This window comes from Bacillus sp. IBL03825 (genome assembly GCF_024712505.1).
Lineage (GTDB): Bacteria > Bacillota > Bacilli > Bacillales > Bacillaceae_G > Bacillus_A > Bacillus_A wiedmannii.
Window position 1 is genome coordinate 4,674,096 of record NZ_JAMXKE010000001.1, and the last position, 17,612, is coordinate 4,691,707.

At 36.2% G+C, this 17,612-nt stretch carries 20 protein-coding genes; 9 read left to right on the plus strand and 11 right to left on the minus strand.

Annotated elements, in window-relative coordinates:
- Positions 1–164: 164 nt before the first annotated feature.
- From NHG49_RS24015 to NHG49_RS24050, 8 genes are all read right to left on the minus strand, one after another.
- Positions 165–1,388, minus strand: coding sequence for a cation:proton antiporter (locus NHG49_RS24015; protein ID WP_258126601.1), 1,224 nt, complete (start codon positions 1,386–1,388; stop codon positions 165–167).
- Between the two features lie 3 nt (positions 1,389–1,391).
- Positions 1,392–1,889 carry a cation:proton antiporter regulatory subunit gene (locus NHG49_RS24020; RefSeq protein ID WP_258126603.1) on the minus strand — a complete coding sequence of 166 codons (498 nt, stop codon included), beginning with the start codon at positions 1,887–1,889 and terminating at the stop codon, positions 1,392–1,394.
- A 34-nt stretch (positions 1,890–1,923) separates the two neighbouring features.
- Positions 1,924–2,490: a tyrosine-type recombinase/integrase gene (locus NHG49_RS24025; protein WP_064474516.1), complete on the minus strand. Its 567-nt coding sequence runs from the start codon at positions 2,488–2,490 to the stop codon at positions 1,924–1,926.
- A 343-nt stretch (positions 2,491–2,833) separates the two neighbouring features.
- Positions 2,834–4,693: an FtsX-like permease family protein gene (locus NHG49_RS24030; RefSeq protein WP_258126606.1), complete on the minus strand. Its 1,860-nt coding sequence runs from the start codon at positions 4,691–4,693 to the stop codon at positions 2,834–2,836.
- Positions 4,694–4,709: 16 nt separating this feature from the next.
- Complete coding sequence (locus NHG49_RS24035) at positions 4,710–5,471, minus strand: ABC transporter ATP-binding protein (RefSeq protein ID WP_048540804.1); 762 nt, start codon at positions 5,469–5,471, stop codon at positions 4,710–4,712.
- A gap of 231 nt (positions 5,472–5,702) precedes the next feature.
- The gene (locus NHG49_RS24040; RefSeq protein WP_098101747.1) at positions 5,703–6,725 is read right to left on the minus strand and encodes a DUF418 domain-containing protein; all 1,023 of its coding nucleotides are present in this window, start codon (positions 6,723–6,725) and stop codon (positions 5,703–5,705) included.
- Positions 6,726–6,893: 168 nt separating this feature from the next.
- Entirely contained in the window at positions 6,894–7,043 is a 150-nt protein-coding gene (locus NHG49_RS24045; RefSeq protein WP_001129345.1) for a hypothetical protein, read from the minus strand.
- A 15-nt stretch (positions 7,044–7,058) separates the two neighbouring features.
- Positions 7,059–7,322: a YtzC family protein gene (locus NHG49_RS24050; RefSeq protein WP_000840869.1), complete on the minus strand. Its 264-nt coding sequence runs from the start codon at positions 7,320–7,322 to the stop codon at positions 7,059–7,061.
- 111 nt (positions 7,323–7,433) lie between these two features.
- Between NHG49_RS24050 and mnmL the strand changes: the two genes are divergently transcribed.
- From mnmL to NHG49_RS24080, 6 genes are all read left to right on the plus strand, one after another.
- A complete protein-coding gene (gene mnmL / locus NHG49_RS24055; RefSeq protein WP_048540809.1) occupies positions 7,434–8,393 on the plus strand; it encodes a tRNA modification radical SAM protein MnmL/YtqA in 960 nt (319 codons plus the stop codon).
- Positions 8,390–8,962, plus strand: a complete 573-nt coding sequence (gene mnmM, locus NHG49_RS24060) for a tRNA 5-(aminomethyl)-2-thiouridylate-methyltransferase MnmM (protein WP_088064619.1) — start codon at positions 8,390–8,392, stop codon at positions 8,960–8,962. The genes mnmL and mnmM overlap by 4 nt, the downstream gene beginning before the upstream one ends.
- Positions 8,963–9,098: 136 nt before the next feature.
- Positions 9,099–9,932: an ABC transporter ATP-binding protein gene (locus tag NHG49_RS24065; RefSeq protein ID WP_098101749.1), complete on the plus strand. Its 834-nt coding sequence runs from the start codon at positions 9,099–9,101 to the stop codon at positions 9,930–9,932.
- 18 nt (positions 9,933–9,950) lie between these two features.
- Complete coding sequence (locus NHG49_RS24070; protein ID WP_064474511.1) at positions 9,951–10,631, plus strand: hypothetical protein; 681 nt, start codon at positions 9,951–9,953, stop codon at positions 10,629–10,631.
- Positions 10,632–10,655: 24 nt separating this feature from the next.
- The gene (locus NHG49_RS24075) at positions 10,656–11,330 is read left to right on the plus strand and encodes an aspartate/glutamate racemase family protein (RefSeq protein WP_222660472.1); all 675 of its coding nucleotides are present in this window, start codon (positions 10,656–10,658) and stop codon (positions 11,328–11,330) included.
- 155 nt (positions 11,331–11,485) lie between these two features.
- The gene (locus NHG49_RS24080; RefSeq protein ID WP_258126609.1) at positions 11,486–12,787 is read left to right on the plus strand and encodes a PepSY-associated TM helix domain-containing protein; all 1,302 of its coding nucleotides are present in this window, start codon (positions 11,486–11,488) and stop codon (positions 12,785–12,787) included.
- A 37-nt stretch (positions 12,788–12,824) separates the two neighbouring features.
- On the opposite strand, the gene NHG49_RS24085 is transcribed toward NHG49_RS24080, so the two are convergent.
- Genes NHG49_RS24085 through NHG49_RS24095 form a run of 3 tightly spaced genes read right to left on the minus strand, consistent with a single transcriptional unit; the run spans position 12,825 to position 15,005 of the window.
- Positions 12,825–13,058, minus strand: coding sequence for a hypothetical protein (locus NHG49_RS24085; protein ID WP_142315339.1), 234 nt, complete (start codon positions 13,056–13,058; stop codon positions 12,825–12,827).
- Positions 13,059–13,099: 41 nt separating this feature from the next.
- Entirely contained in the window at positions 13,100–14,164 is a 1,065-nt protein-coding gene (locus NHG49_RS24090; protein WP_001102481.1) for a tetraprenyl-beta-curcumene synthase family protein, read from the minus strand.
- Between the two features lie 37 nt (positions 14,165–14,201).
- Positions 14,202–15,005, minus strand: coding sequence for an alpha/beta hydrolase (locus tag NHG49_RS24095; RefSeq protein ID WP_064474508.1), 804 nt, complete (start codon positions 15,003–15,005; stop codon positions 14,202–14,204).
- A 74-nt stretch (positions 15,006–15,079) separates the two neighbouring features.
- Between NHG49_RS24095 and NHG49_RS24100 the strand changes: the two genes are divergently transcribed.
- The 3 genes from NHG49_RS24100 (at position 15,080) to NHG49_RS24110 (ending at position 17,424) form a co-directional block, all read left to right on the plus strand.
- The gene (locus tag NHG49_RS24100; protein ID WP_000640203.1) at positions 15,080–15,592 is read left to right on the plus strand and encodes a gamma carbonic anhydrase; all 513 of its coding nucleotides are present in this window, start codon (positions 15,080–15,082) and stop codon (positions 15,590–15,592) included.
- Positions 15,593–15,735: 143 nt separating this feature from the next.
- Entirely contained in the window at positions 15,736–16,269 is a 534-nt protein-coding gene (locus NHG49_RS24105; RefSeq protein WP_098110781.1) for a phosphatase PAP2 family protein, read from the plus strand.
- Positions 16,270–16,281: 12 nt separating this feature from the next.
- Positions 16,282–17,424: a glycosyltransferase family 4 protein gene (locus tag NHG49_RS24110; RefSeq protein WP_222660475.1), complete on the plus strand. Its 1,143-nt coding sequence runs from the start codon at positions 16,282–16,284 to the stop codon at positions 17,422–17,424.
- Positions 17,425–17,612: the final 188 nt, after the last annotated feature.

The following is a 17,612-nucleotide window of genomic DNA, read 5'->3' on the forward strand; positions in this document are numbered from 1 at the left end:
AATTCAGATAATGGTTTTTCGGTAAATGAAATTATATAAATTGTCACTTAAAAATATATCAGTGATTTTGGGAATCTATCGACTTACCGAAAAAAAACGACATCAACAACAATATATAAAAAAGGGAGACTGCATGACGTTCATGCAGTCTCCCTTTTTGTATACTATCCAACTTCTTTTTCTCGCTTCGCACGTTCTTTCGCACTCCATTTAAAGATTTTATCTAGTAAGGAATATATTCTCCAAGACTCTTTCGTTAATAACGGTCCTAACGATGCTAATATTAAAACGTACAGTGCAGAGAACGGTTTAATCGTTGCCATTAAACCACCCGCAATGCCGATATTGGCTACAATAATGGAGAACTCTCCGCGTGATACGAGTGTTAAACCAATATTCGTAGAAGTCTTATGCGATAACCCGGCTTTACGTCCCGCCATCATTCCAGCTGTAAAATTACCGATGAGCGTAATGAAAACTGCTCCTAATGCCAACCACACTGCTCCTCCAAGTGAAAACGGATCTATACTTAAACCGAAACTGAAAAAGAATATGGCTCCAAAGAAGTCACGAAACGGAACGACGAGATGCTCAATCCGATCACTATGCTCTGTTTCAGAAAAGACGAGTCCTAACAATAATGCTCCAATTGCCTCAGCAACATGAATCGTTTCTGAAAATCCTGCTACAAAGAATAAAATAGCGAATATTACGATAATAAAAATTTCATTTGACGAAATATCTAATACTTTATTTAGAAACGGCGTAGCTTTTCTAGCGATTACAAAGAATAGTAGCATATACCCTACCGCGATTAACACCGATGTAAGAGCACCTACAAATGATGTTGCACCACCGAGTACTAACCCTGAAACGACTGATAAATATACAGCTAAAAAGATATCATCAAACATAATGATTCCTAATATTAATTCAGTCTCTTTATTACCAGATCTTCTTAAATCAACAATTACTTTCGCAACAATTGCACTCGATGAAATTGTAATGATTCCAGCAATAATTAACGTTTCTAATAAAGGGAAGCCCATAACATATCCATAAAGTAAACCTAATATGAAATTAAGCGATATATGAACACTACCCCCAAAAGCAATCGACTTTCCTGATTTAATTAATTTTTTTATTGAGAATTCTAAACCTAAATAGAATAAGAGGAATATGACGCCAACACGGCCTAGGAAGGAAATAACTTCTCCGCTTTCAATAAACCTTAAATCGATAAGTCCTAAATCTGGGGCATGAGGCCCCACTAACATACCGAGTATAATGAGAAACGGAATAATCGAGAACTTTAACTTCGCAGCGAGGATAGCTGCAAAAGCTACTAATACTAACGCAGTTCCAACTTCAAAGATTAAAGTATCCATCGATTAGGAATCACCTCCTGCTGAAAGCAATTCATTAATAATTCTTTTCACTTCATGTCTTTCACCCGATAATACGAGCATATCGCCAGCTTCAATAATAGAGTCTGGACCTGGATTAAAGAATTTCTTCATATTCTTTTTCAAAATAGCAATAATCGTTACGTTATATGTTTTTCTGACATGTAAGCTACCAATTGTTTGTTGTACTACTGGTGCATGATTCTCCACCTTAAACCATTCAATTGATAATCCTTCAAAAGCCATCTCAATTGTGTCTAGCGCTTGCGGCCTATATACCATTCCGCCTAATATAGCCGCAATTTGTCTCGCTTCAGAATCACGAAGAGAAATGCTTGAAATACTCTCATCGTGATCCGCATCAAAATGATACATTTCTCTTCGGCCATCATCATGAATAACGATAACCATTTTTTCATTACCTTTTGTGATTACTTCAAACTTACAACCAATACCCGGTAGTTCACACTCTCTAATATTCATATTTTCCGCCTCCTAAATTTTTTAGTTACGGCTTTTACAAATCTACATCAATCTCTGTTTTAAACTTCTCATCTTTTGAGATTCCTAAATACTTGAGCGTCTCTGATGGAGTCGCGTGATGAAAATGCTTTTGCAATAGCGCAATCGCTATTCCTCTTTTGTACGCATGAAATCCAAATGTTTTTCTCATTGAGTTCGTTCCAATCTTTCCAACAATCCCAACCGCTTCAGCTGCGCTATGGATAACACGATACGCTTGTTGGCGTGAGATTGAATTTGTCGTTTTATTAGATTGAAATACGTAGTTTTCTCTTCGAGCATCAATAGATTGTGCGTACTCTAAAAGGGCTTCTTTTACTTTTGTATTTAAATAAATATCTTGTTTAAATTTTTCATCTTTTACAGGAAGAGAATAAAACTCTTTAACAGTTCCATCTTCATTTAATACCTCTTCAAATTTCATACTAAGTAGCTCAGTAATCTTTAATCCAGTGTTGATCCCAATAACAAATAAAAGATAATCTCGCTGCGAGTGCTCTTTTAAATACTTTTTCATATCCTCAATTTGGCTTATATCTTTTAATGCCTCTACAACTTCCATACATGTATCTCCTCATCTTATGAACGGTAATTTTCTCATTATCCTGTCCATTTTACCTTATCATGCTATGAGATTTCCATGTATTATCCATTATTTTCACAATATACTCTTACGACAATTTTTCATTTGGAAATTTATGATTGTACAAATACGGTGTGGGTAGAAAAAATAGGGGGTACAAATTCAGCTTCTTCCTATAGATCGGATTCCTCCTTTCACTTTTCGGTTGCTGATACTCATATATTATGTTACTTATTTACATTATATTATATATTTCAGTAACATTAAAGTATTTTTTCTGAAAATACAAAAAGCCGAGTGCTTTCACTCGGCTTTTTACGTATTAATCTTCTTTCGGAAGAACAATACCTTTATACAATTGAACTGTAATGAAGTAATAAATCGCATAAATAACTACGAAAATTACGATTGGCACCCAAATACGGAAGTACGGATCAACTAAAATAAATCCGAAAATATTCATACCAACTAATACGTGAGTGATACCCACAATTGCCGGGAATAAGAATACTAAAAATAACTCTTTATAAATCGATTTCGTTAATAACTCACGGCGCACACCGATTTTACGAAGCATTTGATAACGCGTAATATCTTTTGATGCACCAGAAAGAATTTTAAACATTAAACAACTTGCCATCATTGCTAAGAATGCAATTCCAAGGAAGAACCCCATAAATACTGTTCCACTCGCAATCCCATAGAACATATCGTAAGTTTGATATTTACTGCTCATTCTTTCAGCTGTTACATTTTTATATTTATCTAGCTGCAACTCGTCAAGTTTTTTCCATTCTTTTTTATATGTTAAAAAGTCTTCTGTTTTTCCGATAAATGCTATACCTTCTTTACCATTTATCCCATCGTACATTTTTTGATCTACAATTTTAATTGCATGATTCTCATATACATAAAACGGCTGGATTGTTCTGAAAGCCTCGTTCCATTCTTCTGGAAGTTCTTTATCGTTCGCACCTTTTTCATTCATTTCTCTAGAAACTGCACCTACTGGTAGTTCCTCTGAAACGTTCTTCGTATTCACTAAATCTTTCATTGACTTCATATTCGCCATATCTTTTATTAAAGGACGATTTTTCTCTAAATCTTCTTTTACATAGTAAACGTATTTATCATCTACTTTGTAACGATATTCGCTTTTCTCTTTAAATGTAATACCGTCTAAAATTTTCTTTTCTTCAGCTGTTGGATTATGAACAACTGAATCATATATTACTAAACCATCAACCATTTTTATAACGTTATTTTTAAATGCCATACCACCTGAAATCGCACCAGCTCCAAGCGCTACTAACATCGCTACTGTCGCAAGTACTTTCGTTAAACTATTAATACGGAAGTTTAATTGTGCAAAAGTAAAAGCGTTAATTCCTTTTTCACTACGCTTTTTATTACTTTTTAACTTTTTAATAATAACTGGAAGAAGTGATCCAAATAGCATGTAAGTACCAGCTGTTGTTGTAATTAATGCAATAAGGATTCCCATTTCTCTTAGTTTTTCCATGTAAATCATTGATGCATAGCCAATTCCTAATAAAATAACTGCAAGGATTGCAACGACACCTGTCATTTTTCCTTTTACCGCAACACGCTCTGTTTGTGCATCCGCATGTACAAGTTGCAGTACAGAAATACGTGATAATTTAATACTGTTCATAATTGCTGATAATACAAATAGTGCAAAGAAGAAGATGCAAGTAACAGTCATAGATGGAAGGTAAAATGCTTTATATCCTTCACCAGCAAATTCAAGCTGTTTCATTAATAACTGTCCGATACCTTCTGCAAGTCCTACACCAACTGTAATACCAATCGCAAGAGACGCAGCGCCTAATACGATCGTTTCAATAAACATAAGTAATGTAACTTTATGCTTTTTTGCTCCTAACATCATATACATACCGAACTCTTTTTGACGAAGAGATAATAAGAAAGAGTTCGCATATAAAATATAGAAGAACGTTATAATAGCTAGTAAAAATGAACCTGCTTGGAATACGAATCCAATTGATTGAATAACTGAGTTAGATTCGATAAACGCTTTATTCAGCGCTAACGTTTGGAACATGTAAAAAATTGAAATGGACATGACAAGACCGACAAGTAAGACGATATAATCTTTCAGCTTACTTTTCAGCCCCGACATGGAAAGTTTAAATAACATACTGGAACCTCCTTTCTTACGCTTTTTGTGTACCTAAATCTGCAAGTACATCTAAAATCTCTTTGTAGAACTCTTCACGCGTACCACCACGATGAATTTCTTTATATAGCTCACCATCTTGAATGAATAAAATTCGCTGACAATAACTTGCACTATACGGATCATGTGTAACCATCATAATAGATACGCCTTGTTCTTCATTTAAGTTTGTCATCGCATCAAGTAAACTCGCTGCATTTTTAGAATCAAGAGCTCCTGTTGGCTCGTCCCCTAAAATAATTGCCGGTTCATGCACAAGCGCGCGCGCTGCTGCTGAACGTTGTTTCTGTCCACCAGATACTTCAGATGGATACTTTTGAAGAATTTCTGTAATCCCTAACATATCCGCTACTTTTTCTACTTTCGGTCCAATATTACGTGATGGAACACCTTGAAGAGAAAGCGGAAGTGCAATGTTTTCATAAATAGATAAGTTCTCTAATAAGTTAAAGTCTTGGAAAATGAATCCTAACTTTTGTGAACGGAAATCAGAAAGCTCACCTTGCTTCATTTTCGTAATATCCGTACCCGCAATTTCAACAACGCCGCCCGTTGCTTTATCAAGCGTTGAAATTACATTTAACAATGTCGTTTTACCAGAACCAGATGGTCCCATAATCCCAACAAACTCACCCTCTTGAATTGAGAATGAAACACCTTTTAACGCTTGTGATTGATTCTCACCCTTTTTACCGTACACTTTTTGAACGTTTTTCACGTCTACAACTGGTTTCGTCATATATATCCTCCTACGCTTGTTTTTCCATTACCTATTTTGCGCCTTTTGGAAAGGAACTGCTATTTGTTAACATTACAATTACCTTACACTTTTGTAATATAAAAAAGATGCACGTGTAAGGTTCGTTCGTAAATGAAATTTTATCAGCGATTCTCAAAATATATCGACTTACCGACAAAAGATAACAATAAAAATGAGCTGTTCCACAAAAGGAACAGCCCACTTCTCTCTTTATTTCTTTAAAGGTGTTACCGTCCAATACGTAATAACACGCCAAATCCATTCTAGTGGACCCATTTTAAAGATTTTCATCCAAATCACACTAAACACAATTTGAATAGCGTAAATTGCAATACATACATATAACGTCTGTATGTACGTTAAGTTTCCTGCAAAGTTAAATACGCTACCAGCAATTAAAATCATTGCAGTTTGTCCGATATAATTTGTTAAAGCCATACGACCGTAGTATTTCAGTGGTGCTAACAATGTTTGAACTGGTTTTAACTGAAGTAATAAAATTAATGCTCCTACATAGAAAGCTGAAATAATTGGTCCAACTGTAACGCCAATTTTTAAGAATTGACCTGCAGCGTCCATTGTTCCATCCTCATTCATGAGCATCATATTTACGAATGGCTCAGCAGGAACGTGCCCATATTGATACCATAACGCTACAACACTTAAAACAAACATGACACCTGTAAAAATAGCGACTTGTTTGATTTTTGCTGAAAGATTTTCAAACACTTTATACTGCCCCGCAGCAAGACCTAATAAAATTAAACCTAATGGTAATAATTCCTTAGTTGCCATAATACTAAAAGCTATCGTAAGAATAAGACCGATTACTACATTCACTTCTTTTTTCGCTTTATAAAACGGTAAAACGACTAATCCACAAATTGCGTATAACGCTAGTGCTTCTCCAGGCTGAAACATTTGATGAATTAAACCAAAAATAAATAGTGCAACTACGCGGCGTAGAAATAGAACGTATCCATTCTTCCCTTTCGCAATTGCTCTTGTAATGAAGATGTAGAATCCTACTCCAAATAAGAATGAGAAAATCGAGAAAAAACGACCTTCTACAAATAAGTATAGAAACCTTTGATAGCTAGCATCTACTGTATTAGGATCTGGAATTTTAATATTAAGTAGTGCAAGAATATTCACTAAAATAATCCCCAGTAATGCGAAGCCACGAATGTAATCTAACTCATTGATTCGTTTGTTTGTAATATTGTTCCCCATAATGCAACTCCTTGTCCAAAATTTAATCCTCCCTTACTCTACTGGACATGTTATCTTACAACTATCGACAAACCTTACAGGAATCTTACATTATTGTCATATAGTAAAATGAAGCTTTAATCAGACTTTTGCGATACAAAATAAAACCAGGTCATATTGCGACCTGGTTTACTCTGATTGCTTCGATCTTTGAGGCTGTCCTTTTTTACTGTTGCGCTGTTTCACTTGAACAACTGGATCAAGTTCATTCGAAAACTCAGCGTTATGTCCATTTTGTGTTTTTTGCTCTGGATTATTTTGATCTGAACGTTTCGCCATTACATTCACTCCTTATTAGTGCGGTGTAATAATCATTTGATGTTGCAGTTGGCGAATTGCCATACGTGCTCTATTTAATTGCTCACGTTGCTCATCATTCGCATGTTGTTGCATCGTTTGTAAATCGTTATATGCTTGTTCTAATTGTAACTGCGCATCTGAATACTCCATCGTATTGTAATGCTCTTGTCTCATGCCTTGGTCTAATTGTTCTTTCGCGTATTCCACCGCTTGTTCTGCTTGTGTAATATACGATTCAAGTGATTGACGCTCTGCCATAATTGTCCCTCCTTGCTTCAATTCCCCTTTAGTGTGTCCCTTCCATCTCTACCTTATGAGTATGTTATAATGGATTTTGTTTCATTTTGACTCGGCTTAGGAGGGAAAGTAATGAAGGTTCAAAACCCTTTTCCATATACAAACGACAATAAACGTTATCATACATGGAATTACCATTTACGAAATGAATTTGGTGAAAAAATCTTTAAAGTTTCATTAGATGCTGGCTTCGATTGCCCGAACCGTGACGGTACAGTTGCTTACGGCGGTTGTACATTTTGCAGTGCTGCCGGATCTGGTGACTTCGCTGGTGATCGCCGCGATGATGTTATAACGCAATATCATGAAATGAAAGAAAAAATGCGCTCGAAGTGGAAAGACGGAAAATGTATCGCTTATTTCCAAGCGTACACAAATACACATGCACCACTTGAAATTTTAAAAGAAAAATTCGAACCGCTTCTAGCAGAAAAAGACGTTGTCGGTCTTTCTATCGCCACTCGTCCAGATTGCTTACCAGACGATGTCGTTGAATATTTAGCGGACTTAAATAAACGCACATACCTTTGGGTTGAACTCGGTTTACAAACTGTTCACGAACGAACTGCAAACCTTATTAATCGCGCTCATGATTACCCATCTTACGTGGAAGGTGTAAATAAATTACGTAAGCATGGTATTAGAGTGTGCTCTCATATTATTAATGGTCTTCCGCTTGAAGATTACGACATGATGATGGAAACAGCTCGTGAAGTAGCAAAGCTTGACGTACAAGGAATTAAAATTCATTTACTTCATTTATTAAAAGGAACGCCAATGGTGAAGCAATATGAAAAAGGACAACTCGAGTTCCTTTCTCTTGAAGATTACGTAAGTCTCGTTGTTGACCAACTTGAAATGATTCCAGAAGACGTAATTGTGCACCGCATCACAGGTGACGGTCCGCCTGATTTAATGATTGGCCCAATGTGGAGCTTAAATAAATGGGAAGTATTAAATTCCATCGATGCAGAATTTGTACGCCGCGGAAGCTGGCAAGGAAAATATGCAAATGAGGAGAAACAAAAATGAAATTAGAACGTGTATTACCGTTTGCTCGCACACTCTTGCAAACGGCTGTTAAAGAAGGCGATTACGCTGTAGATGCAACTTTAGGAAATGGACATGACACTTGCTTCCTAGCTGAAATCGTTGGAGATAACGGAAAAGTATTTGGATTTGATATTCAAAAAGAAGCAATTGAAAGCTCTACTATCCGCCTAAAAGAAAAAGAGCTTTTTGAACGTACTGTTTTAGTTCACGACAGTCACGACACACTTTTATCTGTACTACCAGAAGACGCAAAAGGAAAAGTAACAGGCGCTATCTTCAACTTAGGCTACCTTCCTGGTGGTGACAAGCATATCGTTACAAAACCGAACTCAACACTCTCGGCAATTGAACAATTACTAGAAGTAATGGCACCTGAAGGAATCATCGTCCTTGTCATTTACCACGGACACCCAGAAGGACAAGTAGAACGCGACGCTGTTCTCAAATTTGCAGAAGAACTTGACCAAAAACAAGCTCACGTTTTGCGATACGGCTTCATTAACCAGCAAAATAACCCGCCATTTATTGTGGCGATTGAGAAGCGATAATTATATCAACGATTTTTTCGATATATCGACGATTCGACAAAACATAACAAAAAAAGACGTGCACTCATTGCACGTCTTTTTCTTATTCTCCTATATAATGGATGTATACACTATTTGAAGAAAGAAGGATAGAACTTTGCTAGTAGAACTAAGGGGAATTCAAAAGAAGTACGGCAACTCACTTATACTAGACAACATTGATTTATCCGTTCCAGAAGGAGAGGCACTCGCTATTATTGGCGGGAACGGGACTGGAAAAAGTACTTTACTCAAAATAATTGCAGGATTTATTTCACCTACGGCAGGGACACTTCAAAGAAAAGAACATATACAAATTGGCTATGTACCTGAACATTTTCCTGAAGGGATTCGTTTTACATTAGAGGATTATTTATATCATCTCGGCCACATTCACGGTTTATCAACAAAATATTTAAAAGATAAAATTCCGATGCTTCTTGAATCTTTTCATTTACATCATGCAAGACATTCCGTTGTACGAAACTTTTCAAAAGGTATGAAACAAAAAACTGGTATTATGCAAGCATTACTTACAGACGTCCATTTATTAATTTTAGACGAACCGCTTTCTGGGCTTGATCCTAACTCTCAGCAAGAATTAGAACATATTTTACTCTCATTAAAACAACAAGGCATATCTATACTCTTCACATGTCACGAAAAGCAACTACTAGAAAACTTCGCCGATAGAATTGTGACGTTAGCAAATCATACAATCGCAGAAGATACCGCTGTGCAAAAAAGGGCAGAACAAGTCTATATTGAAGCAATCGTTCATGAAACATTTTCAGCGATAGAACTACGGAAACAATTAGGATTTATACACGTTGTACACAATTCAAATCGAAACCTTATTCAACTACAAATCGAAAAAGAATATACAAACGAAATGCTTCAGTTTTTATTACATAAAAAAGCATCTATCACACTGCTACAACCTAACTTTTAAATCGAAAGAAGGTTCATTATGTTTGCGCTTATTCGTTACCATTTTCTCGACTATACAAAGTCGTATAAATACGTCCCTCCTATTGCGATGTACTTTATGAGCTTACTTTTTGTATATACATATAAACCGACTCCTATTGTACCGACATACTTAGAAACAGCTCTCGCGCTTTATTTATTATCTGCCTGGATTACGGTCACAATTTTTCATACTGAAGATCCTGTACAAGAACAAATTACTATTTCTCACACAAATAATATTTCTGCACTATATGTTGGTAAATATATTACGGCCTTTCTCATTTGTACTATGTTATCTTTTATATCCGTAATCTACCCAATTATTTTGCAAATGTTTAATGAAGAAATGACAGTTTCTTTATTTTTAGTCGGATTTCTCGCTCACATGTCTTTTTCTATACTAGGAATTTCAATTGCAACTTTATTTACTAGAAATATTATTCCAAAAGCAAGCACAGCTTGGCTTAGCCTGACATTTATATTACTTATAACGATCGCCTCCATCCGGTTTAAAAAAGAGTTACTATGGTTTTTACCACCTGTCGAAAGCTTTCTAATGCTTGGACAATACAAATTTAATATACTTACTCACACGCTATGGCTCACAGCTTGGGCTATCGTATATTCATTTTTATTACTTACTTTATTTCTTTTTGTCGTTCGCAAAAAACGTTTTTAATTACATATTAAAGGAGACAAACCAATGATCGGAATACTAGCAGGAATGGGGCCAAAATCAACTGGGCCATTCGTTGATACAGTTGTAGCAACGTGCCAAACAATATATGGAGCAAAGCATGATATGGACTTTCCTCATATGATGATTTATTCGTGCCCAACACCATTTTACATGGATCGCCTTATTGATCACGAAGCGATGAAAAAAGCGATTATTGAAGGAGCACAAAAACTCGAAAGTACTGGTGTAGACTTTATTGCTATGCCTTGCAATACAGCGCATCTTTATTTTGAAGAATTACAGCATTCTCTTTCTATTCCAATTTTGAATATAGTCGATGAGACGTTACGAGCAATTCCTGAAACTGTAAAAAGAGTCGCTCTTCTCGCAACAGAAGCGACTGTTCAAGCTGGAATTTACCAAGACGGGATTGCAAAACGTAATATAGAATACCTCCATAATGAAAAATGGCAGGAGATGATTAATCAAATTATTACTTGTATTAAAAGCGGAGAAGTTGAAGAAGCCCGCAAATTATGGAGCGCGCTCGTTTTACAATTAAAAGATGAAATAGATACTGCTATCATCGCATGTACTGATTTGAATGTTGTGGCGAGTGAGGATTTTGTGGATTCTGCTCAATGTCTTGCTGAGGCGGTTGTTAGGATGTATCTATCAAATACTAAGAGATCTTCATAAACATAGAAAACAGCCCTTTTAAAATGTGTTTTTTGTTTGCTAAAAATCCTCAAAACTTTTAAATTTCTTCACAATTCTTTCAAAGTATCCACACTTAATCTCGCTATATTAAATAAGTAGTTATTCATATAGGGAAGGTTAGGGGAACTGAAAGTATGAAAGTAAATCGTTCGCTTCATTACATTTTTTGGCGTTGGCATTTTTATGCTGGGCTTTTTATTACGCCGCTTCTTATTACTTTGTCACTGAGCGGAATTGGGTATTTATTTCGAGAAGAGGTTGAAGATTTCATCTATAAAGATTTGTATTTTGGGAAGAGCGCCCAAACAGAGTCTATTTCGATGGCTGATTCGCTTTTCTTAACAGAGAAAAAATATCCACATTATAGTGTGGCGAAAATTAGTGAGTTTAACAGGGATTATAATACGAGGCTTACTATTGCAAATGAATATACTGGGCAACAAAAATATGTGTATTTAGATAGCAACAATCAAATTGTTGGAGATCAAAACGCAAGTGAAACGTTTGCGAATATAATGAGGGAATTACATAGTTCTCTTTTAGTTGGTGGCACTGTCGTTAACTACATCGTAGAGCTTGCGGCATGCTGGACAATCTTTTTAATTTTTACTGGTTTGTATATGAGTATACGCCAGTTCAAAAACACACCAGCATCCAATAAGCGAGAAAAAGCAAAACGACGTCATTCTATTATCGGTATTATATTTACAATTCCACTCGTTCTGCTAGTCGCATCTGGATTGCCTTGGTCAGGATTTATGGGTAACCAAATTTATAAAATCGCATCGTCGAATGAATCGATTGGATATCCAAAGTTATATATGGCACCGCCTGAATCAAAGGTAAAGGAATTGCCGTGGGCAACAAGAAAAGAAGCTCCTCCTGAATCGAATTCAAATGAGCCAAAAGCCATTCCAATTGATGAGTTACAAAAAGGAATTGAAATAAAGAAGCCATACGTTATCTCATTACCGGCTGATCCGAAAGGTGTATTCACCGTTTCGAAATCGAGCGGTTCTGGTATTACGGGTATGCATGTCGCACCAAATGAAGAAATAACAGCTTATTTTGATCAATATAGCGGAGAACTTATTTCCAAAACGGACTATCGTGATTATGGATTATTTGCACAATGGTTCACTTACGGTATCCCGCTTCACGAAGGACATTTATTCGGATGGCCAAATAAAATATTATGCTTACTAACGACATTATCTTTATTGCTTCTCATTTATTACGGAATAAAAATGTGGTTAGCAAGAAGGCCGAAAGGAAAATTAGCAGCACCGCCAAAACAAAGAGATAAGAAAAGCATAATCGTTTTCTTTATCATGATGGTTATACTAGGCGCTGGCATGCCTTTATTCGGACTATCTGTGTTAGTTATTTTCGCGATTGAACTTCTTATATATGTATTTTCAAAAATACGACCATAATGAAAAAGCATTTGTACTCTCGTGTACAAATGCTTTTTTATTTACTGTTTGCTTTTTTTCTACCACTTATTAAAAAGACAATATCTACTATAATAATCAATGCAATAATAACTTGGGCTACATAATCCATCGTTGTAGGACCACCGGCTTTATTCATCATCATATACGTTCCTGTTACAAATGAAATGGAAAGTAGCACGAGTAATGTAACCTCAATATGGTCATATAGCTTTTGAAACAATCTCTTCATTTCCGCCACCACTTTTACCATATTATAACAATAAAACCACTCTACAAGAGTGGTTTTATTCATCACTGCGCCATTTTCTTTCGGTACATCTTCCCGTTCCAATAGAAGAATCGTGAAGTAAGCCCTCCGTATTTTACAATGCGCCGTGCCATTTTGTGCATATTCTTTTGTGCTGATACTTTTTGATCTGATAAATAAATACCAAGTAACCCTCGGCTTATGAGACGATGAAACTTCGCATGAGGTAAATCACCAATGCTCTTCTCTGCTTCTTCTACAAAGTGTTTCATACGATCCAATATCGCTTGCTCGTTTTCATAATAACTACAGAAATTCAAATCCCCGCCTATACGGTCTTCTTCTTGATCGATGAAATAATCAAGTAAAATGTGAAGTCCTTGTACGTAAGGGAAATACCCTTGTCTAATTTTCGCAATATCTTCATCATGTAATTCATCATGAAATGCATATGCGACAAGACAGAAGATTCCAAGTGTAGAACCGGCACATGCTGAAAATTCAAACCAACTCATCTCTGGTAAGTTTTCTTTATGTGCTTCAAACCATGTTTTTAAGCGTGGTTCTCTTTCTTCTAACTTCACGTGTTTATGAATTTGCAAATCACAATAATAACAAGCAAGTTCATGAAGAACAGGAGCAATTTTGTCATAGTGCTTCGTTTTCTTTAAAACATCTTGGCATGTTTCAACAAGTTCATCTAAATAACCACCATCGTCTTGATCATCACGATAGCGATAATAATTACCGCCACCTTCTACTTCAGGTGATAATGCCATTAACATAGATTCATGCAGTGCGGCAAAATCATTTGGGTCAAGTGATGTACTGCGGTCACATAAATTATCTAAATAATCGCTGATTGTTTGATACGCTACGATAAAACGAATGCATTCCTCTCGGTGCTCATTTGCTAACAGTGCTAAAATACCACCGCCTTCGCAATGAAACGTTTTATTCTCAATACTTGCGATTGCCTGACTATGAAGCTCATCATTCGGAATATGGTAGGCACGCTCTTTCCACACCGCTAGCTCATGGTGTACTACCGGAAACACATCACGGTATACTTTCGCCATGAGCGTTATGGGATTACTCGGTACGTTCACTTCTTCCTTCATCTCCTCTATTCAATGTACAAATAATTTACTTATTTGTTTCTATTATGTTATTGATGCGTATTTCAGTAAATGACTGAATATAATTCAAAATTTCATCACGCTCATACTCATTTAATAACTCGTGATAACAATTCGGCCATTCTTTAAAAGCCTTATCACTTATTTTAACATTATCAAACCACATGCGGACACGTGTTTTATCTACAAGTTTATCCTCACACGCCTGCATTAGCAAGAGCGGAACATCTGGAAAATCATCTATTTTTTTATGAGCAATTTCGATAGACTTAATCAATTCACTATACCAACGTACTGATACTTTGCGCAAGAACAATGAATCATTCTCCATCGCGTCCCGAACTTCATGATTACGAGTTGACATTTCCACTGTAAGATTCGTTGCAAATTGCAATTTTGGAGCGATAACATTTAATATTTTTGAAGCAACTCGAAACGGAGCAGAAGGTCCAGTCACTACCCCTAAGCAAGGCGAACTTAAAATAATACCGTCTACATCTTCTCTCTTCGTTTCTTGCATCATACGAATGACAATAAGACCACCCATACTATGACCAAATATAAAAATAGGTAACCTATACTTTCGTGCCTCTTTCACCCATAATTTAACTTCCTCTATGTATTCATCAAATGAATCAATATGTCCTCTATTTCTTGAAGTCGTTCCATGTGACGGAAGGTCCCCCATTACGACGTGGTAGCCGATATGATTCCACATTTCCGCAACGGCTTCGTAACGTCCGTGATATTCCATTGCGCCGTGCACGATAACGATTACAGCCTTTGCTTCCTCTGCTTCATAATTCCACATACGACTCTCCTCCATTTCACTCTTTCTCATAATTTGATACACTAAAACTAGTCTCTAGGAAAGGAAGGCTTTACATGATATACCCTTACAAAGAAAAAAATCCGAAAATTGCGAGTAGTGCTTTTATCGCTGACTATGTTACGATTACAGGCGATGTTTCCATTGGTGAGGAATCAAGTATTTGGTTTAATACAGTCATACGCGGCGATGTGTCACCAACAATCATTGGAGACCGAGTAAATGTACAAGACCAATGTACACTTCATCAAAGCCCCCAGTACCCTCTTATTTTAGAAAACGATGTTACAGTTGGGCATCAAGTTATTTTACATAGCTGTCATATTAAAAAAGATGCTTTAATTGGAATGGGATCTATTATATTAGATGGTGCTGAAATTGGTGAAGGAGCCTTTATCGGTGCAGGAAGCCTCGTTTCTCAAGGAAAGAAAATCCCGCCAAACACGTTAGCTTTTGGTCGCCCAGCGAAAGTCGTTCGTGAGTTAACAGAGGAAGACCGTAAAGACATGGAGCGAATTCGCACACAATATGTTGAAAAAGGTCAGTACTATAAATCATTACAGAAGTAACTTTTCCAGCTGCCATTAAAGTGGCAGCTTTTTATATAAAAACTAACTTTTTCTTTACAAAACATTATTACTCCCTCAATAAAATCTTATTAAAATAAAAGCTAATATCTCCATATATATGTAAACGAGGGAGGAGAATTTTCATGAAGGTCAGTGGACTGTATAAAATAGAATGTTACATTTTCAAAGGAATTAACCGATACTTTGATCAAAAAACATTAAATATCTTTTTCAGCAATATTACTCATATCGGTGGTGCTACTTTCTCAATCGCACTCACACTTTTCTTTTTAATTTTTGCAAAAGGGACTTTGCATCAAGCTGCAATCGCAACTGCTATTTCTTTGGCAATTAGCCATATTCCTGTGCAAATATTAAAAAGATGGTATCCGCGAAAACGCCCTTATTTAACAATTCAGGATGCGAAATATCCAGTCCATCCATTAAAAGACCACTCTTTCCCGTCTGGTCATACAACAGCCGTTTTCTCTGTCCTTATTCCATTTATTTGCTATAATCCAAGCTTATTTGCTTTTCTATTACCGTTAGCATTATGCGTTGGTATTTCTCGTATTTATTTAGGGCTTCACTATCCGTCTGATGTATTCGTCGGTATGTGCCTCGGCACTTGCTCTGGCATCATCTCTTTTTATCAATTCATCCCACTTTTCACATAAAGGAGTGATATGATGAGAGTCGCCATTTTTACCGATACTTTTACGCCACAAGTCAACGGGGTTGCGAAAACACTAGAACGATTAACACGTTACTTTCAGAAAGAAACGATCGCCTATTCTGTTTTCGCCCCTCAGCATACAGCTGAAGATAATTTCGTAGCTAATGTAAACAAGATGAGAAGTATCCCGTTAACAATATTATATCCAGAATGCCGATTTTCTTTTCCTACTCCGCGCATTAAACGAGAACTTCTTTCCTTTAAACCTGACATTATTCACATTGCCACACCTTTCAACATGGGACTTTGTGGATTGTATTATGCAAAAAAGTTAAACATCCCAGTTGTCGGTTCTTATCATACTGATTTCGATGCTTATTTACGCTATTATAAAATTGAATTTCTCTCTAATATGCTTTGGAACTATTTAAAATGGTTTCATAGTCACATGCAAAAAAATTTCGTTCCTTCTTTTGAAACGTTACACCAACTAAAAAATAAAGGCTTTCAAGCCCTCTCCATATGGGGACGGGGTGTAGATTGCACACTCTTTCATCCATCTTACAATACAGAGCTATTCCGAAAAAAATATAATATTACAGCAAAGTATGTCCTTTCCTATGTTGGACGGATTGCCCCTGAAAAAGATATTGATACGTTGCAACACCTTATCGTACAAACAGCACATACTCGAAACGACATTCATTGGCTCATCGCAGGAGACGGTCCTCTAGCAACAAATTTGCGTGAAGCTGTTCCGAAAACAAATGTCACTTTTACTGGATATTTACAAGGTAAGGATTTAGCTGAAGCATATGCTTGTTCTAACATCATGGTATTTCCATCCGCTACTGAAACGTTCGGAAATGTCGTACTCGAATCACTTGCATGCGGAACACCTGTCATTGGTGCAAATAGTGGCGGGGTTAAAAATATTATTACAGATGGAAAAACGGGAGTTCTTTGCCCCTCCAAACATGCGGATGCATTTCTATCATCCATTTATTCTTTATTGCAAAATGAAGAGCAACTTACGCAAATGGGCATAGCAGCTTCATCTTATGCGAAATCAAAAAGCTGGGATGAAATCTTTCGTGGCTTACTTGACCAATATGAAGAAGTCCTTCAGAGCACTGCATCAGAATTACTCGCTTAAACAGAAAAACCCTCTTCATAACATGAAGAGGGTTTATTACATAACTGGAAATTTTAGTTTAATAAATGATACATAAGGTGAAGTATCACATTATTCTTATATTCATTATAACAAAAAGATACATAACTAAACAGACTTGTAATAAAAACCCATAAAAATAAATATATGGTTATACATTATTTTTTACT